The sequence below is a fragment of the Streptomyces huasconensis genome (genome assembly GCF_021028635.1).
Taxonomy (GTDB): Bacteria; Actinomycetota; Actinomycetes; order Streptomycetales; family Streptomycetaceae; genus Streptomyces; species Streptomyces huasconensis.
The window spans coordinates 7,324,869-7,347,614 of record NZ_CP086119.1 but is presented as its reverse complement, the minus strand read 5'-3'; the positions used below and the strand labels follow the sequence as shown (position 1 = coordinate 7,347,614).

Sequence of the window (22,746 nt, the reverse complement as noted above, 5' to 3'; positions counted from 1 at the left end):
CTTGTCAGATGACAGGAGGGCGGCCCAGTCGCGTCAGCCGCCACACCGTACGCCACTTCATCGGCGTACGCGGGCCGCACGGCGTCGTCCAGCCCTCCTTGAAGCCGCCGAACCACGCCTTCAGCGCAGGTCCCGAGGGGCGGCGGGCGAGGGTGAGGAGCAGCCAGACGCCCAGGTAGACCGGGACGAGCGGCGCGGGGAGGTTGCGGCGGGCCAGCCAGACGCGGTTGCGGGCCACCATGCGGTGGTAGACCGCGTGGCGGGAGGGGGCGGTCGTGGGGTGCAGGAGCACCATGTCGGACCGGTAGTCGATCATCCAGCCCGCGTTCAGGGCGCGCCAGGCGAGGTCGGTCTCCTCGTGGGCGTAGAAGAACTCGCCGGGCAGCGGGCCGACCTCGGCGATGACCTTCGTCCGCACGGCGTTGGCGCCGCCGAGGAACGTCGTCACACGCGAGGAGCGCATCGGGTCGGAGGCCCGCAGCCGCGGCACGTGGCGCCGCTGGGTGACGCCCGTGTCCGGATCGGCGATGCGGAAGCTGATGATGCCGAGCTCCGGGTCGGCGGCGAAGGCCTCGCGGCACAGCTGGGCCGTGTCCGTGTTCGCCAGCAGGCCGTCGTCGTCCAGGAAGAGCAGGATGTCGACGTCGGTGCCGCCGGGGCCGAAGGCCTCGATGCCGACGTTGCGGCCGCCGGGGATGCCGAGGTTCTCGGGCAGTTCGACCGTGCGGACGCCGTCCGGGACGTCCGGCACCGGGGCGCCGTTGCCGATCACGACCACCTCGACCGGGTCGCCGTCCTGCTTGGCGACCGAGTCGAGGAGGGCGCGCAGCTCCTGCGGCCGGTTGCCCATCGTGATGACGACGGCGCCGACCTTCAGCTTCTGTGCCGCGGTGCCGGACGTGCTCGGGATGCTCGGGGTGCTCACTTCAACCTGCTCGATACGAGGATGGACACGAGGTGGAGCAGGGTCTGGAGCATCGCGATGCCCGCGAGGACCGCGACGCCCACGCGCGAGAAGAACAGGTCGCCCCGGGCCTGGTCCACGACCGCGAGGACGAGGATGAGCAGGGACGCCTCGACGCCGAGGATCAGCCGGTGGAACTTCAGCGCGGCGGCCGCCTTGCGGGCCAGCGCCATCCCGGAGGAGCGCGGTTCGGACGCCGACTCCTTGACCGGCTCCTTGCCCGTCTGGTGGCGGGCGACGCCGACGAGGTCGGTCTCGGCCTTGATCAGGATCGCGCCGAGGGCGGCCAGGGTGCCGAGGAAGGCCCACAGCCAGTCGATGCGTCCGCTGCCCCACAGGTCGGCGGCGCGCAGGCCGAAGCCGACCAGGACCGCGGCGTCGCACAGGTAGGCGGCGACGCGGTCGAGGTAGACGCCCGCCATCGAGTACTGCTTCTTCCAGCGGGCGATCTCGCCGTCGACGCAGTCGAGCAGCAGGTAGAGCTGGACCGCGAGCACGCCGAGCACGGCGCCCGTGATCCCCGGCACCAGCAGGGCCGGGGCGGCGAGGGCGCCGGCGACGGTCATCACGTAGGTCAGCTGGTTGGGCGTGACCCGCGTGTTCACCAGGTGCCGGTCGATGCGCAGGGAGACCTCGCGCATGTAGAGCCGGCCGGCCCAGTGTTCGCCGCTGCGCCGGTCCTTCACCCCCGGGGGGTGAACGACCGGGCGCAGCTCAGCTACCGATGGCTTTTGCATAGTCGGCGTATGCGTCCCTGATCTGGTCGGTGGACAGGTCGAGGTGTTCCAGGATCGTGTAGCGGCCCGGGCGGGTCTGCGGAGCGAACTCCACGACCTTCACGAACTCCTCCACGGTGAAGCCGATCTCCTCCGGCAGCACGGGCAGGCCGTGGCGGCGCAGCACCTGGGCCATGTACGCGGACTCCTCGCGGGCACCGCGCAGGTGCATCGCGAAGGCCGCGCCGAGGCCGCACTGCTCGCCGTGGCTGGCGGCACGCTTGGGGTAGAGGAGGTCGAAGGCGTGGTTGATCTCGTGGCAGGCGCCGGACGCCGGGCGGGAGTCGCCCGACACGGACATCGCGATGCCGGTGAGGACCAGGCCTTCGGCAAGGACCTGGAGGAAGCCGTCGTCGCCGACCCCGCCGGGGTGGCGCAGGACGGCCTCGCCTGCCTGGCGGGCCATGGCGGCCGCCAGGCCGTCTATGTCCTCGCCGCGCTCCCGGGCGGCCAGCTCCCAGTCCCGGATCGCCGAGATGTTGGAGAGGGCGTCGCCGATGCCGGAGCGGACGAACCGGACGGGCGCCTCACGGATCACGTCGAGGTCGATGACGACCGCGATGGGGTTCGGGACGCCGTACGAGCCGCGGCCCGCGTCGTTGTCGAGGGTCGCGACGGGCGAGCAGAGGCCGTCGTGCGACAGGTTCGTCGCGACGGCGACCAGCGGCAGGCCCACGCGCGCCGCGGCGAACTTGGCGCAGTCGATGATCTTGCCGCCGCCGAGGCCGACGACCGCGTCGTAGCGGCCCTTCTTCATGGCGTCGGCGAGCTTGATGGCGTCATCGAGGGTGCCACCGCCGACCTCGAACCACTCGGCGCCGGGCAGCGACGGCATGAGGCGGTCGCGCAGGACCGCACCGGAGCCACCGCTGATGGCGATGGCGAGCTTGCCGGTCGACGAGCAGATCCGCTGGTCGGCGAGGACGCCGGCCAGGTCGTTGAGCGCCCCCGGCCGGATGTCGACGACGACCGGCGAGGGGATGAGCCTCGTCAGTACTGGCACGCGATCTCCCGGCCCTTGGCGAGGTCGTCGTGGTTGTCGATCTCGACCCACTTGACGTCACCGATCGGGGCCACGTCGACCTTGAAGCCGCGGTTGACCAGCTCCTGGTAGCCGTCCTCGTAGTAGAGGTCGGGGTCGCGCTCGAAGGTCGTCTTCAGGGCGTCGGCCAGCTCGTCGGCGGCGGAGCCCTCGATGAGGGTGACGCCGATGTACTCGCCGGTGGCCTCGGCGGGGTCCATCAGCTTGGTGATGCGCTGGACGCCCTTGGCGTCGTCGACGATGACCTTCATCTCCTCGTCGGCGAGCTGCTTCACCGTGTCGAGGGCGAGGATGATCTTCTGGCCGTTGCCGCGGGCGGCGAGCAGCGTCTTCTCGACGGAGACCGGGTGCACGGTGTCGCCGTTGGCGAGGATCACGTCGTGCTTGATGGCGTCACGGCCGCACCACAGGGAGTAGGCGTTGTTCCACTCCTCGGCCTTGTCGTTGTCGATCAGCGTCAGCTTGAGGCCGTACTTCGCCTCCAGGGCCGCCTTGCGCTCGTACACGGCCTCCTTCTTGTAGCCGACGATGATCGCGACCTCGGTCAGACCGATCTCCGCGAAGTTGCCGAGCGTCAGGTCGAGGATGGTCGTGTCGCCGTCGACGGGCACCAGGGCCTTGGGCAGGGTGTCCGTGTAAGGGCGAAGACGCCGTCCGGCGCCGGCCGCCAGCACGAGGCCGATCATGCGGGTTCTCCTTCATCGTGTACGGCGGGTGCGCCGCGCTTGTGAGCGGTCACCCAGAAGTGGATGCTCTCGACGAGCACCACGAGTGCCACGGCCACGGCGAGTGCCGTGAGCGCGACGGTGAAATCTGTGGCGGGCAGCAGGGCCGCTGCCACCGCGACCACGAGGGCCCTGCCCTCCTGGCCGCCGATCGCGCGCACCAGCCAGGCCGGCGGCGCGCCGGTACCGCCCTTGATGCGGTACACCGTGTCGTAGTGATGGTAGGCGACCGCGGCCACCAGTCCGAAAGCCGCCGGAAGCGCCCCGTTCACGTCCGCTTTGGCCGCCAGGACCAGGATCGTGCCGTACTCGGCGGCGCGGAAGAACGGCGGGACCAGCCAGTCCAGGGGGGCCTTGAGGGGCATGACCAGGGCGAGGCCCGACAGGGCGATGTACAGCGCGGCGGCGGCCACGACCGCGGGGCCGCCGTAGGAGTTGCTCAACGCCGTGCCGATGAGCCCGGCGCCGCCGACGAAGGCCAGCACCGGGGCGGGCCGCAGCCAGGTCACCCGCGGCCTGAGGGCGGAGAACGCCGAGGCCAGGGGGCCGTTGTCCGCGAGGTCGGCCAGTGCCGTCGCGGCGCGGTCGGTGCGGGTGGCCTTGCGGGTCAGCGAGCGCAGGACGCGGCCCGCCGTGGTGTAGCAGGCGGCGAGCGCGCAGCCGATGAGCAGGACGACGAGCGTGATGCGGGGGGTGGTGACCGCGGTGAGCACGGCGATCAGCGCCCAGCGCTCGCCGATGGGTAGCACGATCATCCGGCGCACCCACACCGTCCATCCGACGCTGTCGAGCTTGTCGGAGAGGGCGGCGGTGGGGCTGGTGTTGGCGGTGGCGTCGTGGTTCGCCTCGTTGAAGGAGAAGTCGACGACGTGCCGGCAGGTCTGGAGCACCATCGCGCCGAGCGCGAGCGCCCATACGTCGTCCCCGCCGCGGGCCGCGCCGAGCGCGAGCCCCGCGTAGTAGGCGTACTCCTTGGCGCGGTCGAACGTCGCGTCGAGCCAGGCGCCGAGCGTCGAGTACTGGAGGGAGTAGCGGGCGAGCTGTCCGTCGGTGCAGTCCAGGACGAAGGAGAGGATCAGCAGCAGACCGGCGGCGACGAAGCCGCCGCGCGTCCCGGTCGCCGCGCAGCCCGCCGCGATCAGGGCGGTGAGCAGCGAGGCGGTGGTGACCTGGTTCGGGGTCAGCCCCCGGCGGGCGCACCAGCGGGCGATGTAGCGCGAATACGGCGAGATGCAGTACGTCGTGAAGAAGCCGTCCCGCGACTTGACCGCGGTGCGCAGGCGGACGGCTTCGTCGTCGACGGCGGCGACGGCCTGGCGCGCTTCGTTGCGGGTCTGGGGGTCGGTGGGGACGGTGGCGACGAGAGTGCCGAGTTCGGGGCGGTGGACGTCCGTGGCCCCGGACTCCATGGCCGTCGCGATGGCGTCGGGGAGCGGGTCCGTGTCCCCGGTGTTCGACGGCAGCGCGTGGGTGAGGGCCTTGCGGGCCTCCGGCTTGGCCGTGACGGCGCCGGGTACCGCGGAGGCGGCGAAGCGGGGGTCGGTGAGCGCCAGGCGCAGCGCGTGGAGGTGACCGACGAAGCGGGCGTCGACGACGGCGATCCGCTGGTCACCCGGCACGGCGGCGAGCAGCGTCGCCACGTCCGCCGCGTCGGAGGCGACCCGCACGTCGAAGCCGAGGGACCGCAGATCGCCTTCGAGCGGCGACCCGGGGACCGGCTGACCGGTGACGATGGCGGTCGACAGACGAACTCACTCCTTGATTCCCGGCGCGGCTCGCGCCGGGCACGTGCGTAAGGGGGGCGCCCCTGGCCATGGCGGCCGGGCGGCACGTCGGCAGAGGCTATCGGATGATGAGAAGCGGGCGTTCACCACCCGTTCACGCCCCGATAAGGGCGGCCTGCGAGGGCCTCGGCCTTCGCGATCATCATGGTGGATGGGGGCCCGCCCCTCCAAACCGCACCCGGCTCACGCCCGGCTTGCCCCCATAGCGTTCGACTTGGGGTGAGCGCCCATGACTCGGGGGCGTTCAGGGTCGCCTCCGACGCGGCGGACATGGCTGACCTGCACCCTTCCCTTGACGGCAATCGTTGCCATTTTCGCAGGTCAGAGCAGATGACAACGGTGTTCAGTGCCGCGTTGCCAGATACCCCCCACCCGTAGTTCACTGTGGGCGCGCGACGACCGAACAGCAGACCGATCACCGACGCGGGAGGCGGGCTCCATGGGGGCTGGGCACGATCACGGACACACACACGGGGCAGCGGCGACGGGCACGGCGGCCCAGGCCCACAAGGGGCGGCTGCGGATGGCCCTGGCCATCACGATCACCGTGATGTTCGCGCAGATCGCGGGTGGCCTCCTGGCGGATTCGCTCGCGCTCATCGCGGACGCGGCGCACATGGCGACGGACGCGCTGGGGCTGGGCATGGCCCTGCTCGCCATCCACTTCGCGAACAGGCCGCCCACCGAGAACCGCACCTTCGGCTACGCCCGCGCCGAGATACTCGCCGCGCTCGCCAACTGTCTGCTGCTGCTCGGCGTGGGCGGCTACGTCCTGTACGAGGCCGTCGAGCGGTTCGTCACGCCCGCCGAGACCCAGGGTGGCATCGCCGTCTTCTTCGGCGCCTTCGGCCTGGTGGCGAACATGATCTCCCTGTCGCTGCTGATGCGCGGCCAGAAGGAGAGCCTCAACGTGCGCGGCGCCTTCCTGGAGGTCGTGGCGGACACCCTCGGCTCCGTGACGGTGATCGTCTCGGCGACCGTCATCATGCTCACCGGCTGGCAGGCCGCGGACCCGATCGCCTCGCTGGTCATCGGCGTCATGATCGTGCCGCGCACGGTCAAGCTCCTGAAGGAGACCCTGAACGTCCTGCTGGAGTCGGCCCCCAAGGGCGTCGACATGGCCGAGGTGCGGGCCCACATACTCGATCTGCCGGGCGTCGAGGACGTCCACGACCTGCACGCCTGGACGATCACCTCGGGCCTGCCGGTGCTCTCCGCGCACGTCGTCGTCAGCACCGACCACCTCGACTCCATCGGCCACGAGAAGATGCTCCACGAACTCCAGGGCTGCCTGGGCGACCACTTCGACGTGGAGCACTGCACGTTCCAGCTGGAGCCGAGCGGTCACGCGGAACACGAGGCGAAGCTCTGCCACTGACGGTGTTACGGTGGCCCTGACTCTGAGTTCCTCCAGGAGGTGGGTTGATGACTGTCGCGGCCGACGCTGCTCCGCGCGGCGCCACGTGCATCCCCACTTCCCGGGCTCGCGCCTGACGTTCGTCGTCCGTCTCCGGACCCTTTCGTACGTACGTATGTCCGCGGGCCCCTCACTCAAGGGTTTCCCACGTTGACCGACAACGCTTCGATCACCGACGCCTTCTTCGCCCTGCACCACGGCCTTCCCCGGCAGGGCCCCGGCTCCGACGACACCACCCGGCGGCTGCTCTCCCTGGCGGGGGCGCTGCCCGAGCACCCCCAGGTGCTGGACCTGGGGTGCGGGCCCGGCCGGGCCGCGCTCCTGCTCGCCGCCGAGGCGGGGGCCGAGGTGGCCGCCGTCGATCTGCACGAGCCGTTCCTCGACGAACTCCGCGCGTCCGCGAAGGCGCGCGGGCTCGCCGGTTCGATCACCCCCGTCAAGGCCGACATGGCCCAACTCCCCTACGCGGACGGGTCGTTCGACCTCGTATGGGCCGAGAGTTCGGCCTACGCCGTCGGCTTCGACAAGGCCCTGCGTGCCTGGCGCCGGCTGCTCGCGCCCGGCGGGACGCTCGTCGTCACCGAGTGCGAGTGGACGACCGCCGAGCCGTCCGCCGCCGCGCGCGCCTTCTGGGCGCGGCACTACACGCTGCGTACCGGCGAGGAGAACGCCCGGGCCGCCACCGCCGCCGGGTACTCCGTGCTCGGCGTGCACCGGCAGCCCGAGTCCGACTGGGAGGAGTACTACGGGCCGCTGGCCGCCCGCGCGGACGCCGCCGACCCCGCCTCGCCCGGGATGGCCGAGGCGCTCGCCGCCACGCGCGAGGAGATCGCGATGCGGCGCGAGCACGGGGCGGAGTACGGCTACACCGGCTACGTCCTGCGCCCCGTCGGCCCCGGCTCCTGGCCGACGCGCCCGGAGACCGGCGCCGACGCGGCCGCGGTGCACGCCGTGAACCGCGCGGCGTTCGAGACCGGGGCGGAGGCCGACCTCGTGGACGCGCTGCGCGCGGACCCGGAGGCCTGGCTGCCCGGCCTGTCGTACGTCGCGGAGGCACCGGACGGCTCCGTCGCGGCGTACGCGCTGCTCACCCGCTGCCGGGTGGGCGGGGCGCCCGCGCTGGCCCTCGCGCCCGTCGCCGTACTGCCGGAACACCAGCGGACGGGGGCGGGATCGGCCGTCGTCCGCGCGGTGCTGGACGCGGCACGCGCGCGTGGGGAGCGGCTGGTCCTCGTGCTGGGGCATCCCGCGTACTACCCGAGGTTCGGTTTCGAGCCCGCTTCGGGGTACGGGATCAGGCCAGGGTTCGAGGTTCCCGACGAGGCCATGATGGCCCTTGTCCTGAACGGGACCGGTGATTCCGAGCCGCTGCCGCGGGGCACGATCAGGTATCCGGCCGCTTTCGGGGTCTGAGACCCCTCCGGGCGCCCGGGTGGCGTCCGGTCCCGCATGTCCCGGCGTGCTTCCCGGCGCCGGGACATGCGGCCCCCGGTGTGCCTGGAGTGTCCGGAACGTACGGCAGACTTGAGGCCTGAAGACCGAAGCGAAGGATGGGTATGCCGATCACACCTGCCACCGCGGCGAACAGCTCGTCGAACGGCACCGGAGAAGCGATCTTGCTCGAACTCGTCGACGAGGACGGCAGGACGATCGGCACAGCGGAGAAACTCTCCGCTCACCAGGCGCCCGGGCAGTTGCACCGGGCGTTCTCCGTTTTCCTCTTCGACGAGCAGGGGCGGCTGCTGCTCCAGCAGCGCGCCGCCGGCAAGTACCACTCCCCCGGCGTCTGGTCGAACACCTGCTGCGGCCACCCCTACCCGGGCGAGGCGCCGTTCGCCGCGGCCGCCCGGCGTACGCACGAGGAGCTGGGGGTGTCGCCGTCGCTGCTCGCCGAGGCGGGCACCGTGCGCTACAACCACCCGGACCCGGACTCGGGTCTGGTCGAGCAGGAGTTCAACCACCTCTTCGTGGGGATGGTCCAGTCGCCGCTGCGCCCGGACCCCTCCGAGGTCGGTGGGACCGCGTTCGTGACGGCCGAGGAGCTGGCGGCCCGGCACGAGAAGGAGCCGTTCTCCGCGTGGTTCATGACGGTGCTCGACGCGGCGCGGCCCGCCATCAAGGAGCTGACGGGCCCCTCAGCCGGCTGGTAGCGCCGGCGGCTAGCCGCCGGGCTTGAGGGGCAGGGCCGCCCAGATGACCTTGCCCCCGCTCGCGGTGTGCTCGACCTCGCAGGCGCCGCCCGCCTCCTGCGTGATCTCGCGGACGAGGAGGAGGCCGCGGCCGCCGGTCTGCCCGTGGTCCGCCACCAGGGCCGTCGGGCGGTAGGGGTGGTTGTCCTCGACGGAGACCCGCACCCACTCGGCGCCGACCGCGACCTCCACCGCGAGCATCGGCGAGAGCAGCGCGGCGTGCCGCACCACATTGGTGACCAGCTCCGAGACGATGAGCAACAGCCCCTGGATCAGCTCGTCCGACGCCGGTACGCCCTGCCGGGCCAGCAGGTCGCGCACCGCGTGCCGCGCCTGGGGGACGGAGGCGTCGACAGAGGGGGCGGTGAAGCGCCACACCCCTTCGTACGGCACCTGTGCCTCGCCCCGGGGAAGCGGGCCTGGCCCCCTCCCGTGGTTCTCCATCGTCCGGTCGCCGCCCTCACGCTCGATTGTCACCACACATCGAGTGTTGGTAACGCACTGGTTCGGACCGCGCCACTGACTAGAAGTCAGCGATTATCGACGGGATTTGATCGGCGGAGTATGACAGCGTCAGTTGTACGACTGATCCTGTCCCCTTTGTTCACTCTTCCCGGTTTCTTCAGGTTGTACGAGGTTGACGATCCCGCGGCCTCCGACGCCGGTGGCGATCAGCCCCAGACCGTCGAAGAGCAGGGCCAGGGAGAAGAAGCAGCCGATGACGTACTGGCTGCTGCTGGGCCATTCCGCGAGGACGAGGATGCCGAGCAGGAGCCCGAAGGCACCCTGCACCAGCGTCCAGCCGAACTGCGGGCCGCGCACCACCAGGCTGCCGACCAGGCGGAACACCCCGCCCGTGAGGAAGAGCAGCGCCGCGAACATGGTCAGCGCCTCCGCCGCCACTTCCGGCCTGCGGATGATCACGACGCCCGCCGCGAGGTTCAGCGCCGCGACCACCACGCCCAGCCAGAAGAAGCTGCTGCCGCGCGACTGGACGGCGTGCAGCAGGCCGACCAGGCCGCCGACCAGCAGGAGCCAGCCGAACAGCAGCATCGAGGTCAGCGTGGCGAGGCCGGTGTAGACGAGGCCGATGATCCCGGCGACCGCCAGGACCACGCCCAGCACGGCGAGCCAGCCGAAGCTGCGGCTCAGCCGCTTGCCCTGCGTCTGCGTCGTCACACTCCCCCGCCTCGGGGACATGGGGTCCTTGCGTCTGGCCATCAGCGTCTCCGTATCGCTCGGCAGAGCCGCCCGGGCCATGGTGGGCCTGGCCGACCTCCCCTTCTTGATCGTACGTTCGAGGAGTGCGGATAGCATCCGGCGCATGGAGCCCCAGCTGAGGCACACCGTCGCGGACGGCGTCGCCACCGTCGTCATCGATCATCCGGCCAAGCGCAACGCCATGACCGAGGCCATGTGGCGCCAGGTGCCGCCCCTGTTCGCGGGGCTGGCCGCCGACCCGGCCGTACACGTCGTCGTGCTCACCGGCGAGGGCGGCACCTTCTGCGCGGGCGCGGACATCTCCTCGCTGCGGGAGTCGGCGCAGACGGCACAGGACCTGGCGGTACGGGCCGAGGAGGCGCTCGCGGCCTTCCCCAAGCCGACGCTCGCCGCGGTGCGGGGGTACTGCGTGGGCGGCGGCTGCCAGCTGGCCGGGGCCTGCGACCTGCGCTTCGCGGACAAGGGCGCCTCTTTCGGGATCACTCCGGCCAAGCTCGGGATCGTCTACTCGGCGTCGTCCACCCGGCGCCTCGTCTCGCTGGTGGGGCCCGCCACCGCCAAGTACCTCCTCTTCTCGGGCGAGTTGATCGGTGCCGAGCGGGCGCTGCGCACCGGCCTGGTGGACGAGGTGCTGCCCGCGGGCGAGCTGGGCAAGCGCGTCTCGGAGTTCGCCCGGACGCTCGCCTCGCGCTCCCAGCTGACGCAGGCGGCGGCCAAGGAGTTCGCCGCGGGGCACACCGGCCGGGAGGCGTACTGGAGGGACCAGGCACGCGGCAGCGGCGACACCGTCGAGGGGGTCGCCGCCTTCCTGGAGCGCAGACAGCCCCGGTTCACGTGGAGCGTTCAGGCCGACTGAGCGGGGCTTTCGAGCACCGGGCCCAGGCGGGCGAGCGGGGACGCGGCCATCAGTACGGGGGAGAGCAGCATGCCCGCGGCCGTCACCAGGAGGGCGGTGCGCAGGCCCCACTCCTGCGCGAGGAACCCGCCGAGCAGGGAGCCGAGGGGGGCCATCCCCATGCCGACGAAGGTGATCGTCGCGGCGGCGCGCCCCTGCGTCCCGGCCGGAGTGAGGGCCTGGCGCACCGCCGTCACCGTGACGTTCACCAGTTGACCGAAGGTCCCGAACACGAGGTTGACCGCGAGGAGCGCGGCCAGGGTCAGCGCCGAGGAGCCGTGCAGCGCGGGCACACACAGCAGCACACCGTCGCCGAGCGCCGCCGCGGTCACCAGTACCGGCCCGTGGCCGAACCGGCCCGGCAGGCGGGCGGCCAGCACCGAGCCGAGGAGCGCGCCCGGCCCCGTCGCCGCCAGCACGAGCCCGACGACGGCCCCTGTCACGTGCAGTTCCCTGGGGAGGAAGAGCAGGTAGACGGTCATCATGGCCGCGAAGAAGAACTGGAAGGCGGCCGAGGCCAGACAGACGGCCCGCAGCGGGCCCGCGGCGACGAAGCGGAGGCCCTCCACGATCCGCCACCCCGTCCGGGCGGGGCGGGCCGAGCGCTCCTGGACCGGTTCGCCGCGGCGGATGCACCGGATCGACAGGAACGACAGGACGAAGAACAGCGCGCTGGAAACGGCGGCGACCGGCACCGACAGCTGTGACACCAGCGCCCCACCGAGGGCGGGGCCGCCGATCTGCGCGGCGGACCGGCTCCCCTCCAGGGCGCTGTTGCCCCGTACCAGCTGATCGCGCCTCACCAGGCGTACGAGCGAGGACTGGTAGGCCACGTCGAAGAACACGGACAGGGCGCCGACGGCGAAGGCCGCCACGAGGAGCGCGGGCAGCCCGAGCCCTCCGCAGAGGGCGAGCACGGTGGCGGCGCCCAGGACCAGGGCCCGGCCCGCGTCCGCCCACACCATCACGGTGCGCGTGCGCCACCTGTCCACCCACGCGCCCACGAGGAGCGAGAGCAGCAGGACCGGCGCCTGGCCCACGGCGCGCAGGACGCCCAGCTGATCGGCGCCGACGTCGAGGGTCAGGACGGCGAAGAGCGGCAGCACCACGAGGGTGGCGTGTTCGCCCAGCTGGGAGGCGGTCTGGCCCAGCCAGAGGCGGCGGAAATCAGGGTGGCGCCACAGCTGGGGCGCGTTGGATGCGGCAGGTACGTCGGAGGAGGTGGGCGGCACACGGACCCCTGGGAACACAGGCGACGGGACCCGCCACGCCCGCGCGCACGAGGCGCGCGGGCGGTGCGGGCGGGGAAAGGCTCGCTGTGCCGCGTCTCGGGGCAGCACGCGATGACAGGCCGGTCAGGGCCTACGACGTCAACGCGCGCTCGGGCGACCGGGCATGTCTGGCTCCTCGTACGTCACTTGGTCTCCACGCACCCTAGGCCGCGAAGAGCCCGCCGCGAAAGGCGGTTGTCACTGTTCGGCGCGGCTCCGGTCGCGGCAGACCGCCACGAGGTGCGCGGGGGCCTTCTCCGGGGAACCGGCGTCGTAGGGCGGCTGCGGGTCGTACTCGGTCATGAGCTGGACGACCCGCGCGTGGTCGTCGCCCGCGATCTTGCCGGCCAGCGTGAGGCCCATGTCGATGCCCGCCGAGACACCGGCCCCGGTGACGTACTTCCCGTCGAAGACGACCCGCTCCCCCGTCGACCGCGCGCCCAGCCGGTCCAGCTCCGGCAGGGCGAGCCAGTGCGAGGTGGCGCGGCGGCCCTTGAGGAGGCCGGCGGCGGCGAGCGCCAGGGAGCCGGTGCACACGGAGGTCGTCCAGGTCGTGGTGGCGTCGACGGCCCGGAGCCAGTCGAGGAGCGGTTCGTTCTCCATCTGGTCGCTCTGCCCGGGGCCGCCGGGGACGACGACGATGTCGGGACGCCGGACCTCGGCGAAGGACTTGTCGGCGACGAGCGCGAGGGTGCCGCTCTCGTCGCGCACGGGGCCCGCCTGTTCGGCGACGAAGACGGTCTCGGCGCCGGGGAGGCTCTTCAGCGTCTGGTACGGGCCGATCGCGTCGAGGGAGGTGAAGCGTTCGTAGAGGGCGATCGCTATCTGCATGTGTCTCTCCTCATCGGTGCGGGTGAGTGGTGGACGTGCCGGTCGCGGGGGCGGGCGCCGGGACGGGGTGGAAGCGGCGGCGGTACTCCGCGGGCGCCGTGCCGAGCGCCTTGAGGAAGGCGCGGCGCATGGCCTCCGGTGTGCCGTAGCCGCACGCGCGTGACGCCTCCGCCACCCCGTCGGAGGTGTCCTCCAGGAGCCTGCGGGCATGTTCGACGCGGACGCGCTCGACGTACGTGCCCGGTGTCAGGCCGGTCTCGGCCTGGAAGGCGCGGGCGAAGTGGCGGGGCGAGAGGCGGGCGCGGGCGGCGAGCGCGCCCACCGACAGGTCGTCCGCCGGATGCTCGGTGATCCACTGCTGGACCTCGCGCAGCGGTTCGCGCCGCGCCGTCTGGGCGGAGAGCTGGACGCTGAACTGCGCCTGGTTTCCCGGGCGGCGCAGGAAGACGACCAGGTGCCGGGCGACGGTCAGCGCCACCGCGCGGCCCAGGTCCTCCTCCACGAGCGCCAGGGCGAGGTCGATGCCGGCGGTGACCCCGGCGGACGTCGCGACGTGGCCGTCGCGCACGTAGATCGGTTCCGGGTCGACCTCGACGCCGGGGTGGTCCTTGGCGAGCTTGTCGCAGTACGCCCAGTGCGTCGTCGCCCTGCGGCCCTCCAGGAGGCCCGCCTCCGCGAGCCGGATGGCACCGGTGCAGACCGACACCAGACGGCGGGCGCGGGGGCCGTGGACGCGCAGCCAGGCGGTCAGCTCCGGGTCCGGGGAACGCGTCGCCGTGCCGCCCGGCACGAGCAGCGTGTCCGGGGCGGGGGCGTCGGCCAGCGCGGAGTCCGGGACGAGGGTGAGACCGCTGGATGTCCGCACGGGGGCGCCGTCCAGGGAGGCGGTGCGGACGGCGTATCCGCGGTGGGCCCCGTCGGCGTCGTCGAGGCAGTGCGTCGCGCCCGTGAAGACCTCCACGGGGCCCGTGACGTCGAGGCTCTGGACTCCGTCGAAGAGGACGACCAGGACGGTGCGCGGTTCCATGTCCCGATTCTTCGCCGCCCCGGTGGCGGCCGCAATGACGAGTACTCCACCTTTCCTGCCATCGGGCAGCCGCCCCACAGCGCCATACCAACCAGTAGGTACCGTGCCCTCATGACCTCTTCGACGACCTCGTCCTCGGCCGCCTCGGCCCACCCGCGCGCGGGACGCCGCTGCCACAACATCCTCAACTCGCTGCACTCGACGCACTACTTCTCGCCGGATGTGACGCGGGAGCTGGCCGGGCTCGGGATAACGCACCCCAGCGCCGTCAACTTCGCCGTGCGCGCGGCGGCCCTGGGCCCCGTCGGCGCGGGGACCGTGACCGCCGCCTTCTACAACTACAAGCACGAACTCGTCGCGGCGCACGTGCCCGCGGTGTGGAGCGCCGCCGCGCCGAAGGACGTCCTCGCCGCGCGCCTGCGCGCCGTCGACGCGACGCTGCGCAGGCTCCTCGGCGAGGACGCCGTCGCCTCCCCCGAGATGGCGGAGGCCGCCGGGCTCGCGCTGCGCGCCGCCGAGGCCTGCACCCGCGCCGCGCGTCCGCTGTACTCCGCGCACGCCGATCTGCCCGTCCCCGAGGAGCCGCACCTCGCGTACTGGCACGCGGCGACGCTGCTGCGCGAGCACCGCGGGGACGGGCACCTGACCGTCCTGCTCGGCGCCGAACTCGACGGCCTCGAAGCCCTCGTGAGCCACACCGCCACCGGCAAGGGCATCGCCCCGAAGTGGCTCTTCTCCACCCGGGGCTGGAACCAGGAGGAGTGGGACGTCGCCGAGGAGCGGCTGCGCGGCCGGGGACTGCTCGACGCCGAGGGCGAGTTGACGGAGGCCGGTGTGGCGCTGCGCCGCGAGATCGAGGAGGAGACGGACCGGCTGGACCGGGCGCCCTACGCGCACCTGGGCGCGGCGGGCGTCGAACGGCTGACGGAGCTGGGCACCGCGTTCATCGGCACGGCGCTGCGGGCGGGGGCGTTCCCCGCGGACCTGGTCGGCAAGGGCTGAGGAACACTCGGCAGGGCGCGGCGGCATGGCGCGCCGGCTCCGCGGTACCCGTACGTCTCCTGGCCGCCGCTCCGGCCGCGCCGGGAGACGAAAGGGGAATCCCCATGTTCCGTGCCATCGCCGACATACTGCGTCAGATCGCCGGCGCCATCGCCACGGTCGTCACGCTGCCCTTCCGGGCGCTGGCCCGGCTGTTCGGCGGAGCCGCCGGCTCCGCGGGGCGGGGCGGGCGGGGCGCCGGCGGGCGTTCCGGCCGCACGGGCCGGGCCCGCCGGGTCTGATCACCCGCTGTCGGTGCCACCTGCCACAATTGCCCGGCAACCTCAGTGAGAAGGCGGTACCGGAACGTGGCAGCTTTGACGACGTCCACCCCCTCGTCCATCCCCTCGTCCCATCCCTCGTCCATCGAAGGCAGGATCGCCGAGGAGCTCGGCGTGCGGGAGCGGCAGGTGAAGGCCGCCGTCGACCTGCTCGACGGCGGTTCGACGGTGCCCTTCATCGCGCGCTACCGCAAGGAAGCGACCGAGATGCTCGACGACGCGCAGCTGCGCACGCTCGAAGAGCGCCTGCGCTATCTGCGTGAGCTGGAGGACCGGCGCGCCGCGATCCTCGACTCGGTCCGTGAGCAGGGCAAGCTCACCGACGAGCTGGAGGCGCGCATCCGCGAGGCGGACACCAAGGCGCGCCTGGAGGACATCTACCTGCCCTTCAAGCCGAAGCGGCGCACCAAGGCGCAGATCGCCCGCGAGGCGGGGCTCGAACCGCTGGCCGACGGTCTGCTCGCCGACCCGGGCATGGAGCCGCAGGCCGCCGCCGCGGCGTTCGTGGACGCCGACAAGGGGGTCGCGGACCCGCAGGCCGCCCTGGACGGGGCGCGCGCGATCCTCGCCGAGCGCTTCTCCGAGGACGCCGACCTCATCGGCGAGCTGCGCGAGCGCATGTGGGTCCGCGGGCGCCTCGTCGCGAAGGTCCGCGAGGGCAAGGAGGAGGCGGGCGCCAAGTTCGCCGACTACTTCGACTTCGCCGAGCCCTTCACAGAGCTGCCCTCCCACCGCGTACTCGCCATGCTGCGCGGTGAGAAGGAAGAGGTCCTCGACCTCGTCCTGGAGCCGGAAGAGCCCACCGAAGGACCTTCGTCGTACGAGGGGATCGTGGCCCGGCGCTTCGGCATCGCCGACCGGGGGCGTCCCGGGGACAAGTGGCTCCAGGACACCGTGCGCTGGTCCTGGCGGACCCGCATGCTGGTGCACCTCGGCATCGACCTGCGGCTGCGGCTGCGTACGGCCGCCGAGGACGAGGCGGTGCGGGTCTTCGCATCGAACCTGCGGGACCTGCTGCTCGCGGCGCCCGCGGGCACGCGCGCGACGCTGGGCCTCGACCCCGGCTTCCGTACGGGCGTGAAGGTCGCCGTCGTCGACGCCACCGGCAAGGTCGTCGCCACCGACACGATCCACCCGCACGTCCCGGCCAACAAGTGGGACCAGTCCCTGGCCACGCTCGCGCGGCTCGCCGAGGAGCACGCGGTCGAGCTGATCGCGATCGGGAACGGCACGGCGTCGCGTGAGACCGACAAGCTGGCCGCCGACCTCATCGCGAAGCACCCGGAGCTGAACCTCACCAAGGTGATGGTCTCGGAGGCGGGCGCCTCCGTGTACTCCGCCTCGGCCTTCGCCTCGCAGGAGCTGCCGGACCTCGACGTCTCCATCCGCGGCGCGGTCTCCATCGCGCGGCGGCTCCAGGACCCGCTCGCCGAGCTGGTGAAGATCGACCCGAAGTCCATCGGCGTCGGCCAGTACCAGCACGACCTGTCGGAGGTGAAGCTGTCGCGTTCGCTCGACGCCGTCGTCGAGGACTGTGTGAACGGCGTGGGGGTGGACGTGAACACGGCCTCCGCTCCCCTGCTCGCCCGTGTGTCCGGCATCGGCTCCGGCCTCGCGGAGAACATCGTGGCGCACCGGGACGCCAACGGCCCGTTCAAGAGCCGCAAGGGCCTCAAGGACGTGCCCCGGCTCGGCCCCAAGGCGTACGAGCAGTGCGCCGGCTTCCTGCGCATCCGCGGCGGCGACGATCCGCTGGACGCCTCCAGCGTGCACCCGGAGGCCTATCCGGTGGTGCGCAAGATGGTGAAGTCGGCGGGCGGCGCGGTCTCTTCGCTGATCGGGAACACGGCCGCGTTGCGTTCGCTGCGGCCCGATGAGTTCGTGGACGACGTCTTCGGGCTGCCCACGGTCACGGACATCCTGAAGGAGCTGGAGAAGCCCGGGCGCGACCCGCGTCCCGCGTTCAAGACGGCCACCTTCAAGGACGGCGTCGAGAAGATCTCCGACCTGGCCGCCGGGATGGTACTCGAAGGCGTCGTCACGAACGTCGCCGCGTTCGGGGCGTTCGTGGATGTCGGCGTCCACCAGGACGGTCTGGTGCACGTCTCCGCCATGTCCAAGAACTTCGTCAAGGACCCGCGCGATGTGGTCAAGCCCGGCGACATCGTCAAGGTCAAGGTCATGGACGTCGACATCCCGCGCAAGCGGATCTCGCTGACGCTGCGGCTCGACGACGAGACGGGCCCCTCGGGCGACGCCGGCGGGGAGCAGCCGAAGCGGGGCGGGCGTCCGCCTCAGCAGCGGCGGCAGGGTCAGGGGCAGGGTCAAGGCGGTCAGGGGCAGCGCGGTGGCCAAGGCCAGCGTGGCGGTCAGGGTCAGCGTGGCGGTCAGGGTCAGCGGGGGCAGAAGCCGCAGCGGCAGGGGCCGCCGCCCGCCAACGACGCGATGGCCGAGGCGTTGCGGCGGGCGGGGCTGGTGGACCCGAAGGGACGCTGAGTCTCGTGCGGCGGCGGGGGTCAGAGTGACAGTTCCGTCACTCTGCCCTCCGTCACCTCCAGGCGGCGCGTCACGCTGACCGCGTCCAGCATCCTGCGGTCGTGCGTGACCAGCAGCAAGGTGCCCTCGTAGGCCTCCAGGGCCGACTCCAGCTGCTCGATCGCGGGCAGGTCGAGGTGGTTGGTCGGCTCGTCCAGGACCAGGAGGTTGACGCCCTTGCCCTGGAGCAGGGCGAGGGCCGCGCGGGTGCGTTCGCCGGGCGACAGCGTGGCCGCCGAGCGCAGCACGTGGTCCGCCTTCAGGCCGAACTTCGCCAGCAGGGTGCGGACTTCCGCCGGTTCCGTCTCCGGTACGGCCGCGCAGAACGCGTCGAGCAGGGCCTCTTCGCCGTGGAACAGCGCCCGGGCCTGGTCCACTTCGCCGACGAGGACGCCGGAGCCGAGAGCGGCGTGGCCCGCGTCCAGCGGGATCCGGCCCAGGAGGGCGCCGAGCAGCGTCGACTTGCCCGAGCCGTTGGCTCCGGTGATCGCCACGCGGTCCGCCCAGTCGATCTGGAGGGTGACCGGGCCCAGGGTGAAGGTCCCCCGGCGCACCTCCGCGTCGCGCAGGCTCGCGACGACCGCGCCCGAGCGGGGCGCCGACGCGATCTCCATGCGGAGATCCCACTCCTTGCGGGGCTCCTCGACGACGTCCAGGCGTTCGATCATGCGCTGCGTCTGGCGGGCCTTGGCGGCCTGCTTCTCGCTGGCGTCGGCGCGGAAGTTCCGGCCGATCTTGTCGTTGTCGCCGCCACCCGCCTTCGCCGCCTTGCGGCGGGCGTTCTTGACGCCCTTGTCCGCCCAGGAGCGCTGCATCTGGGCGCGGCTCTGGAGCGCCGACTTCTTGTCGGCGTACTCCTCGTACTCCTCGCGGGCGTGGCGGCGGGCCACGTCCCGCTCCTCCAGGTACGCGTCGTAGCCGCCGCCGTAGAGGTTGATCTGCTGCTGGGCCAGGTCGAGTTCGAGGACCTTGGTGACGGTGCGGCTGAGGAACTCGCGGTCGTGGCTGACGACGACCGTGCCGGCGCGCAGGCCCCGGACGAAGCCCTCCAGGCGGTCGAGGCCCGCGAGGTCGAGGTCGTTGGTCGGCTCGTCGAGGAGGAACACGTCGTAGCGGGAGAGGAGGAGGGAGGCGAGGCCGGCGCGGGCCGCCTGGCCGCCGGACAGGGACGTCATCTCCTGGTCCAGGCCGACGGTCAGGCCCAGCGACGCGGTGACCTCCTCGGCGCGCTCGTCGAGGTCCGCGCCGCCGAGGGCCAGCCAGCGCTCCAGGCTGTCCGCATAGGCGTCGTCCGCGCCCGGGGCGCCGTCGACCAGGGCCTGGGTGGCCTCGTCCATGATCCGCTGAGCCTCGGCGACGCCGGTGCGGCGGGCGAGGAACGCGCGGATCGGCTCGCCTGGGCGGCGGTCCGGCTCCTGGGGGAGGTGGCCCACGGCGGCGGACGAGGGCGACAGCCTCAGCTCTCCCGCTTCCGGGGTGTCGAGGCCGGCGAGCAGCCTCAGGAGGGTGGACTTGCCGGCGCCGTTGGCGCCGACCAGGCCGATGACGTCGCCGGGGGCGACGACCAGGTCCAGGCCGGAGAAGAGGGTGCGGTCGCCGTGGGCGGCGGTGAGGTCTTTGGCGACGAGGGTTGCGGTCATCAGGGGGGTGATTCTACGGGTGGGGGGTGCTCGGTCTTTCTGTGCCTCAGGGGCGTCCGTGGTTCGGGCGCCTGAGGGTGTCGGGTGGGGCGGGGCCGCGGGGGTAGGTCCGTGCTCGCCATCTTGGCGCGGGGCCTTTGCCGCTTCGGCGCCCTGGTGACCACCACTGTGCTCCGCGCGCACCTACCCCCACGTCCCCTCCGGCGCGCTCGCGGCTGCGGGACGTCGTCAGTGCAGCCCTCTCCGCCTCGGTCGCGGCTGCGGGACGTCGTCAGTGCGCGTCCTCTGCGGGGTGGTCGTGGCTATGGGGTGGCTGTGGGGGATACCAAGACGCTGGTGGAGGTGCGGGCCACTACGTAGGAGTTGCCCTTTGTTGCCTTCGGGGTCAGGGGGACCCTGTGTTCTCCGGGCTCCAGGATCTCGTCGAAGACTTCGTGTACGTGGGTGCGGGACAAGCGGTCCATGCGGTACGCGGTCAGCTGGACCCGGCACGTCGAGGTGACTTCCAGCCGGGCCGCCTCACGGCACGCCGCCAGGGCGGTGAGGCGGCGCTGTTCCTGGGGGCTGCGGTCCAGGGCGTGTTCGATCTGGGCGACCAGGAGCGGCACGATCGGGGCGAGGCCGTCGACGTACGCCACCTCCGCCCGCGCTCGGTCGAACGCCGCGCGCACCGCCTGCCGGGTCTCGTCGGTGACCTTGCGGCCGAAGGCGACGGCGCCGTAGGTGCGCAGTTCGTCAGGTGGGACGTCCGCCGCGTCCGCCGCGATCTCCGCGCCGATGCCGATCGTGCGCAGGGCCGCCGCCAGCTTGGCGAGGAGCGCGACGCGGGCGCCGATCAGCAGGACCCGGCGGCGGGGGCGCGGCTCGTCGGCGAGCAACTGGCCGAGGGCTTCGCGGTATTGGGCGCCGCGGAAGCGGAAGGGCCCGATGCCGTGGTAGCCGTTGCGTTCCAGGTCGGCGGGTTCCGCGGTCTGCCAGGCGAAGTCGCGCCAGATGAAGTCGTCGCTGTCCGGGGCCTTTTCGATGACCGCGGTGACCGCGCCGCACGCCAGGTCCTCGCATTCGGGGCAGCCGTAGATGACGTAACGGCCCTCGCGCAGTGGTGCCCGGGCTTCGAGGAGGAGTCGGCGTACGTGTGCCGTGAAGATGGCGGGCGGGATGTCGGCGGCCAGGGGCGACACCGCGTCGAGGTCGGAGAGCTGGAACAGCAGAGGACGCCCGTTCACGATGAAGTCGACGAAGTCCCGGTGCACTTGGACGTCACCGTTGGCGAGAACTCCACCGGCTCGTATGGCCGGCGCCAGACCGAAGGTCGCGTACTCGGCAGACATGTGGTGAGTATCCCCACCCGGAGCATGATGTGAGCACGGCAGGACACATTGGGCTCGAGCGGGAGGCGGCACGCGTGGTGCGTGCCGCCTCCCGGGGCGGTCAGCCGGTCTTGACCGGGGCGTTGTCCGGCTCCGGACCGTCCTCGTCCTGGGCGGGGCCGATGCGGATCTCGAAGTCGCCGTCATACTGCGCGTGGCCCGCGATCACGGCCTTCTCGACGGCTTCCGTGCCGTGCTCGCCGCGTACGATCAGCGGGTCGTGGCGCAGGTCCCGCATCAGGGACACGCACATCCCGATCATGACGATGGTGAAGGGTGCCGCGACCAGGATGGTGAGGTTGCGCAGGCCTGTCAGCGCGTCGTCCGAGCCGTCACCGATCAGCAGCATGATCGCCGCGACGGCGCCGGTCACCATGCCCCAGAAGACCACCATGAACCGGCCCGGTTCGAGCGCGCCCTTCTGGGAGAGCGTGCCCATCACGATCGACGCGGCGTCCGCGCCGGACACGAAGAAGATGCCGACGAGGATCATCACCAGGAGGCTGGTGACGGTGGCGATCGGGTACTCGTGGAGCAGGCCGAAGAGCTGCGCCTCCGGGGTCGCCTGGTCCTTGAGGCCGCCGCGGTCCGCGACCGTCATGGCGCTGCCGCCGAAGACCGCGAACCAGATGAGGCTGACCGTGCTGGGCACCAGGATGACGCCGCCGACGAACTGGCGGATCGTCCGGCCGCGGCTGATCCGCGCGATGAACATGCCGACGAAGGGCGTCCAGGAGATCCACCACGCCCAGTAGAAGACCGTCCAGCTGCTCAGCCAGTCCGCGACTCCCTTGCCGCTGGAGGCCTCGGTGCGGCCGATCAGCTGGGGCAGTTGGTCGAGGTAGGCGCCGAGCGAGGTCGGCAGCATGTCGAGCATGATGACGGTCGGGCCCGCGATGAACACGAAGACGACGAGCAGCAGCGCGAGCACCATGTTGATGTTGGACAGCCACTGGACGCCCTTCTCCACCCCGGAGACGGCGGACGCCACGAAGGCCAGGGTCAGCACGGCGATGATCACGACGAGCAGGCCGGTGCCGGCGTCGTCCATCCAGTCGAGCACCTCGATGCCGCTGCCGATCTGCAGGGCGCCGAGGCCGAGCGAGGCGGCCGAGCCGAAGAGCGTGGCGAAGATGGCCAGGATGTCGATGACCCGGCCCCAGGCGCCGTGGGCGTGCTTCTTGCCGATGAGCGGTTCGAAGACGGCGCTGATGGTCTGGCGCCGGTTGCGCCGGAAGGTGCTGTACGCGATGGCGAGCCCCACGACCGCGTAGATCGCCCACGGGTGGAGCGTCCAGTGGAAGAGGGTGGTGGCCAGCGACGTCTCCATCGCGGCGGCCGAGTCTGCCGGGTCGGTGCCCGGCGGTGGCGCGGTGAAGTGGGCCAGGGGCTCGCTCACTCCGTAGAACATCAGGCCGATGCCCATACCGGCGCTGAACATCATGGCGACCCAGGAGACGGTGCGGAACTCCGGTTCCTCCCCCTCCTTTCCGAGGGTGATCTTCCCGTACCGGCTGACGGCCAGCCAGAGCGCGAAGACGACGAAGCCCGTGGCGGTCAGCATGAAGAACCAACCGCCGTTGTGCATCAGGCCGTTGAGCATGTCGGTGGTGACGTTCTCCAGCGAGTCCGTCGCCACCGCGCCCCAGACCACGAACGCCAGGGTGAGCACGGCGGTGACGCCGAACACCACCCGGTCCGTGCCCGGGGACCGTCCGCCGGGGGCGGGCGCCATGA

The 22,746-nt window shown here is 72.0% G+C and carries 19 protein-coding genes and 1 pseudogene; 7 read left to right on the top strand and 13 right to left on the bottom strand.

The window, feature by feature from the left end:
* Positions 1-4 precede the first annotated feature (4 nt).
* The 5 genes from J2N69_RS32780 to J2N69_RS32760 form a co-directional block, all read right to left on the bottom strand.
* A complete protein-coding gene (locus J2N69_RS32780; protein ID WP_230904974.1) occupies positions 5-850 on the bottom strand; it encodes a glycosyltransferase family 2 protein in 846 nt (281 codons plus the stop codon).
* 71 nt (positions 851-921) lie between these two features.
* On the bottom strand, positions 922-1,701 hold the full coding sequence (locus J2N69_RS32775; RefSeq protein WP_230903948.1) for a CDP-alcohol phosphatidyltransferase family protein: 780 nt from the start codon (positions 1,699-1,701) through the stop codon (positions 922-924).
* A complete protein-coding gene (locus J2N69_RS32770) occupies positions 1,679-2,743 on the bottom strand; it encodes an iron-containing alcohol dehydrogenase family protein (RefSeq protein ID WP_230903947.1) in 1,065 nt (354 codons plus the stop codon). The genes J2N69_RS32775 and J2N69_RS32770 overlap by 23 nt, the downstream gene beginning before the upstream one ends.
* The gene (locus J2N69_RS32765; protein ID WP_230903946.1) at positions 2,731-3,468 is read right to left on the bottom strand and encodes a phosphocholine cytidylyltransferase family protein; all 738 of its coding nucleotides are present in this window, start codon (positions 3,466-3,468) and stop codon (positions 2,731-2,733) included. Before J2N69_RS32765 ends, J2N69_RS32770 begins: the two co-directional genes overlap by 13 nt.
* Positions 3,465-5,252 carry a DUF5941 domain-containing protein gene (locus tag J2N69_RS32760; RefSeq protein WP_230904973.1) on the bottom strand — a complete coding sequence of 596 codons (1,788 nt, stop codon included), beginning with the start codon at positions 5,250-5,252 and terminating at the stop codon, positions 3,465-3,467. The genes J2N69_RS32765 and J2N69_RS32760 overlap by 4 nt, the downstream gene beginning before the upstream one ends.
* 478 nt (positions 5,253-5,730) lie before the next feature.
* Between J2N69_RS32760 and J2N69_RS32755 the strand changes: the two genes are divergently transcribed.
* The 3 genes from J2N69_RS32755 (at position 5,731) to idi (ending at position 8,858) form a co-directional block, all read left to right on the top strand.
* Complete coding sequence (locus J2N69_RS32755) at positions 5,731-6,669, top strand: cation diffusion facilitator family transporter (RefSeq protein ID WP_230903945.1); 939 nt, start codon at positions 5,731-5,733, stop codon at positions 6,667-6,669.
* 189 nt (positions 6,670-6,858) lie between these two features.
* Positions 6,859-8,121 (top strand): bifunctional class I SAM-dependent methyltransferase/N-acetyltransferase, encoded by a 1,263-nt coding sequence (locus tag J2N69_RS32750; RefSeq protein WP_230903944.1) that lies wholly within the window; start codon positions 6,859-6,861, stop codon positions 8,119-8,121.
* Positions 8,122-8,264: 143 nt separating this feature from the next.
* Positions 8,265-8,858, top strand: coding sequence for an isopentenyl-diphosphate Delta-isomerase (idi, locus tag J2N69_RS32745; RefSeq protein ID WP_230903943.1), 594 nt, complete (start codon positions 8,265-8,267; stop codon positions 8,856-8,858).
* A gap of 9 nt (positions 8,859-8,867) precedes the next feature.
* Here the strand turns inward: idi and J2N69_RS32740 are convergent, their stop codons facing one another.
* Together J2N69_RS32740 and J2N69_RS32735 are read right to left on the bottom strand one after the other, a co-directional pair.
* Complete coding sequence (locus J2N69_RS32740) at positions 8,868-9,341, bottom strand: ATP-binding protein (RefSeq protein ID WP_127909549.1); 474 nt, start codon at positions 9,339-9,341, stop codon at positions 8,868-8,870.
* Positions 9,342-9,470: 129 nt separating this feature from the next.
* Positions 9,471-10,097, bottom strand: coding sequence for an HdeD family acid-resistance protein (locus tag J2N69_RS32735; RefSeq protein WP_230904972.1), 627 nt, complete (start codon positions 10,095-10,097; stop codon positions 9,471-9,473).
* Positions 10,098-10,221: 124 nt separating this feature from the next.
* On the opposite strand from J2N69_RS32735, the gene J2N69_RS32730 reads away from it, so the two are divergent.
* Positions 10,222-10,974, top strand: a complete 753-nt coding sequence (locus J2N69_RS32730) for an enoyl-CoA hydratase/isomerase family protein (RefSeq protein ID WP_230903942.1) — start codon at positions 10,222-10,224, stop codon at positions 10,972-10,974.
* Here the strand turns inward: J2N69_RS32730 and J2N69_RS32725 are convergent.
* From J2N69_RS32725 to J2N69_RS32715, 3 genes are all read right to left on the bottom strand, one after another.
* Positions 10,962-12,245 (bottom strand): MFS transporter, encoded by a 1,284-nt coding sequence (locus J2N69_RS32725; protein ID WP_230903941.1) that lies wholly within the window; start codon positions 12,243-12,245, stop codon positions 10,962-10,964. The genes J2N69_RS32730 and J2N69_RS32725 overlap by 13 nt on opposite strands.
* Positions 12,246-12,482: 237 nt before the next feature.
* Entirely contained in the window at positions 12,483-13,115 is a 633-nt protein-coding gene (locus J2N69_RS32720) for a DJ-1/PfpI family protein (protein ID WP_230903940.1), read from the bottom strand.
* A gap of 10 nt (positions 13,116-13,125) precedes the next feature.
* Entirely contained in the window at positions 13,126-14,142 is a 1,017-nt protein-coding gene (locus tag J2N69_RS32715) for a GlxA family transcriptional regulator (protein ID WP_230903939.1), read from the bottom strand.
* A gap of 111 nt (positions 14,143-14,253) precedes the next feature.
* Here J2N69_RS32715 and J2N69_RS32710 point away from each other — a divergent pair, with 111 nt between their 5' ends.
* From J2N69_RS32710 to J2N69_RS32700, 3 genes and pseudogenes are all read left to right on the top strand, one after another.
* The gene (locus tag J2N69_RS32710) at positions 14,254-15,144 is read left to right on the top strand and encodes an SCO6745 family protein (protein WP_230903938.1); all 891 of its coding nucleotides are present in this window, start codon (positions 14,254-14,256) and stop codon (positions 15,142-15,144) included.
* Positions 15,145-15,248: 104 nt separating this feature from the next.
* Positions 15,249-15,377, top strand: a pseudogene (locus J2N69_RS32705) (LPFR motif small protein); the annotation flags it as partial.
* Between the two features lie 114 nt (positions 15,378-15,491).
* A complete protein-coding gene (locus tag J2N69_RS32700; protein ID WP_230903937.1) occupies positions 15,492-17,960 on the top strand; it encodes a Tex family protein in 2,469 nt (822 codons plus the stop codon).
* A gap of 20 nt (positions 17,961-17,980) precedes the next feature.
* Here the strand turns inward: J2N69_RS32700 and J2N69_RS32695 are convergent, their stop codons facing one another.
* From J2N69_RS32695 to J2N69_RS32685, 3 genes are all read right to left on the bottom strand, one after another.
* A complete protein-coding gene (locus tag J2N69_RS32695; RefSeq protein WP_230903936.1) occupies positions 17,981-19,639 on the bottom strand; it encodes an ABC-F family ATP-binding cassette domain-containing protein in 1,659 nt (552 codons plus the stop codon).
* 302 nt (positions 19,640-19,941) lie between these two features.
* Positions 19,942-20,970 carry an oxidoreductase gene (locus J2N69_RS32690; RefSeq protein WP_230903935.1) on the bottom strand — a complete coding sequence of 343 codons (1,029 nt, stop codon included), beginning with the start codon at positions 20,968-20,970 and terminating at the stop codon, positions 19,942-19,944.
* A gap of 100 nt (positions 20,971-21,070) precedes the next feature.
* The gene (locus J2N69_RS32685; RefSeq protein ID WP_230903934.1) at positions 21,071-22,744 is read right to left on the bottom strand and encodes a BCCT family transporter; all 1,674 of its coding nucleotides are present in this window, start codon (positions 22,742-22,744) and stop codon (positions 21,071-21,073) included.
* Positions 22,745-22,746: the final 2 nt, after the last annotated feature.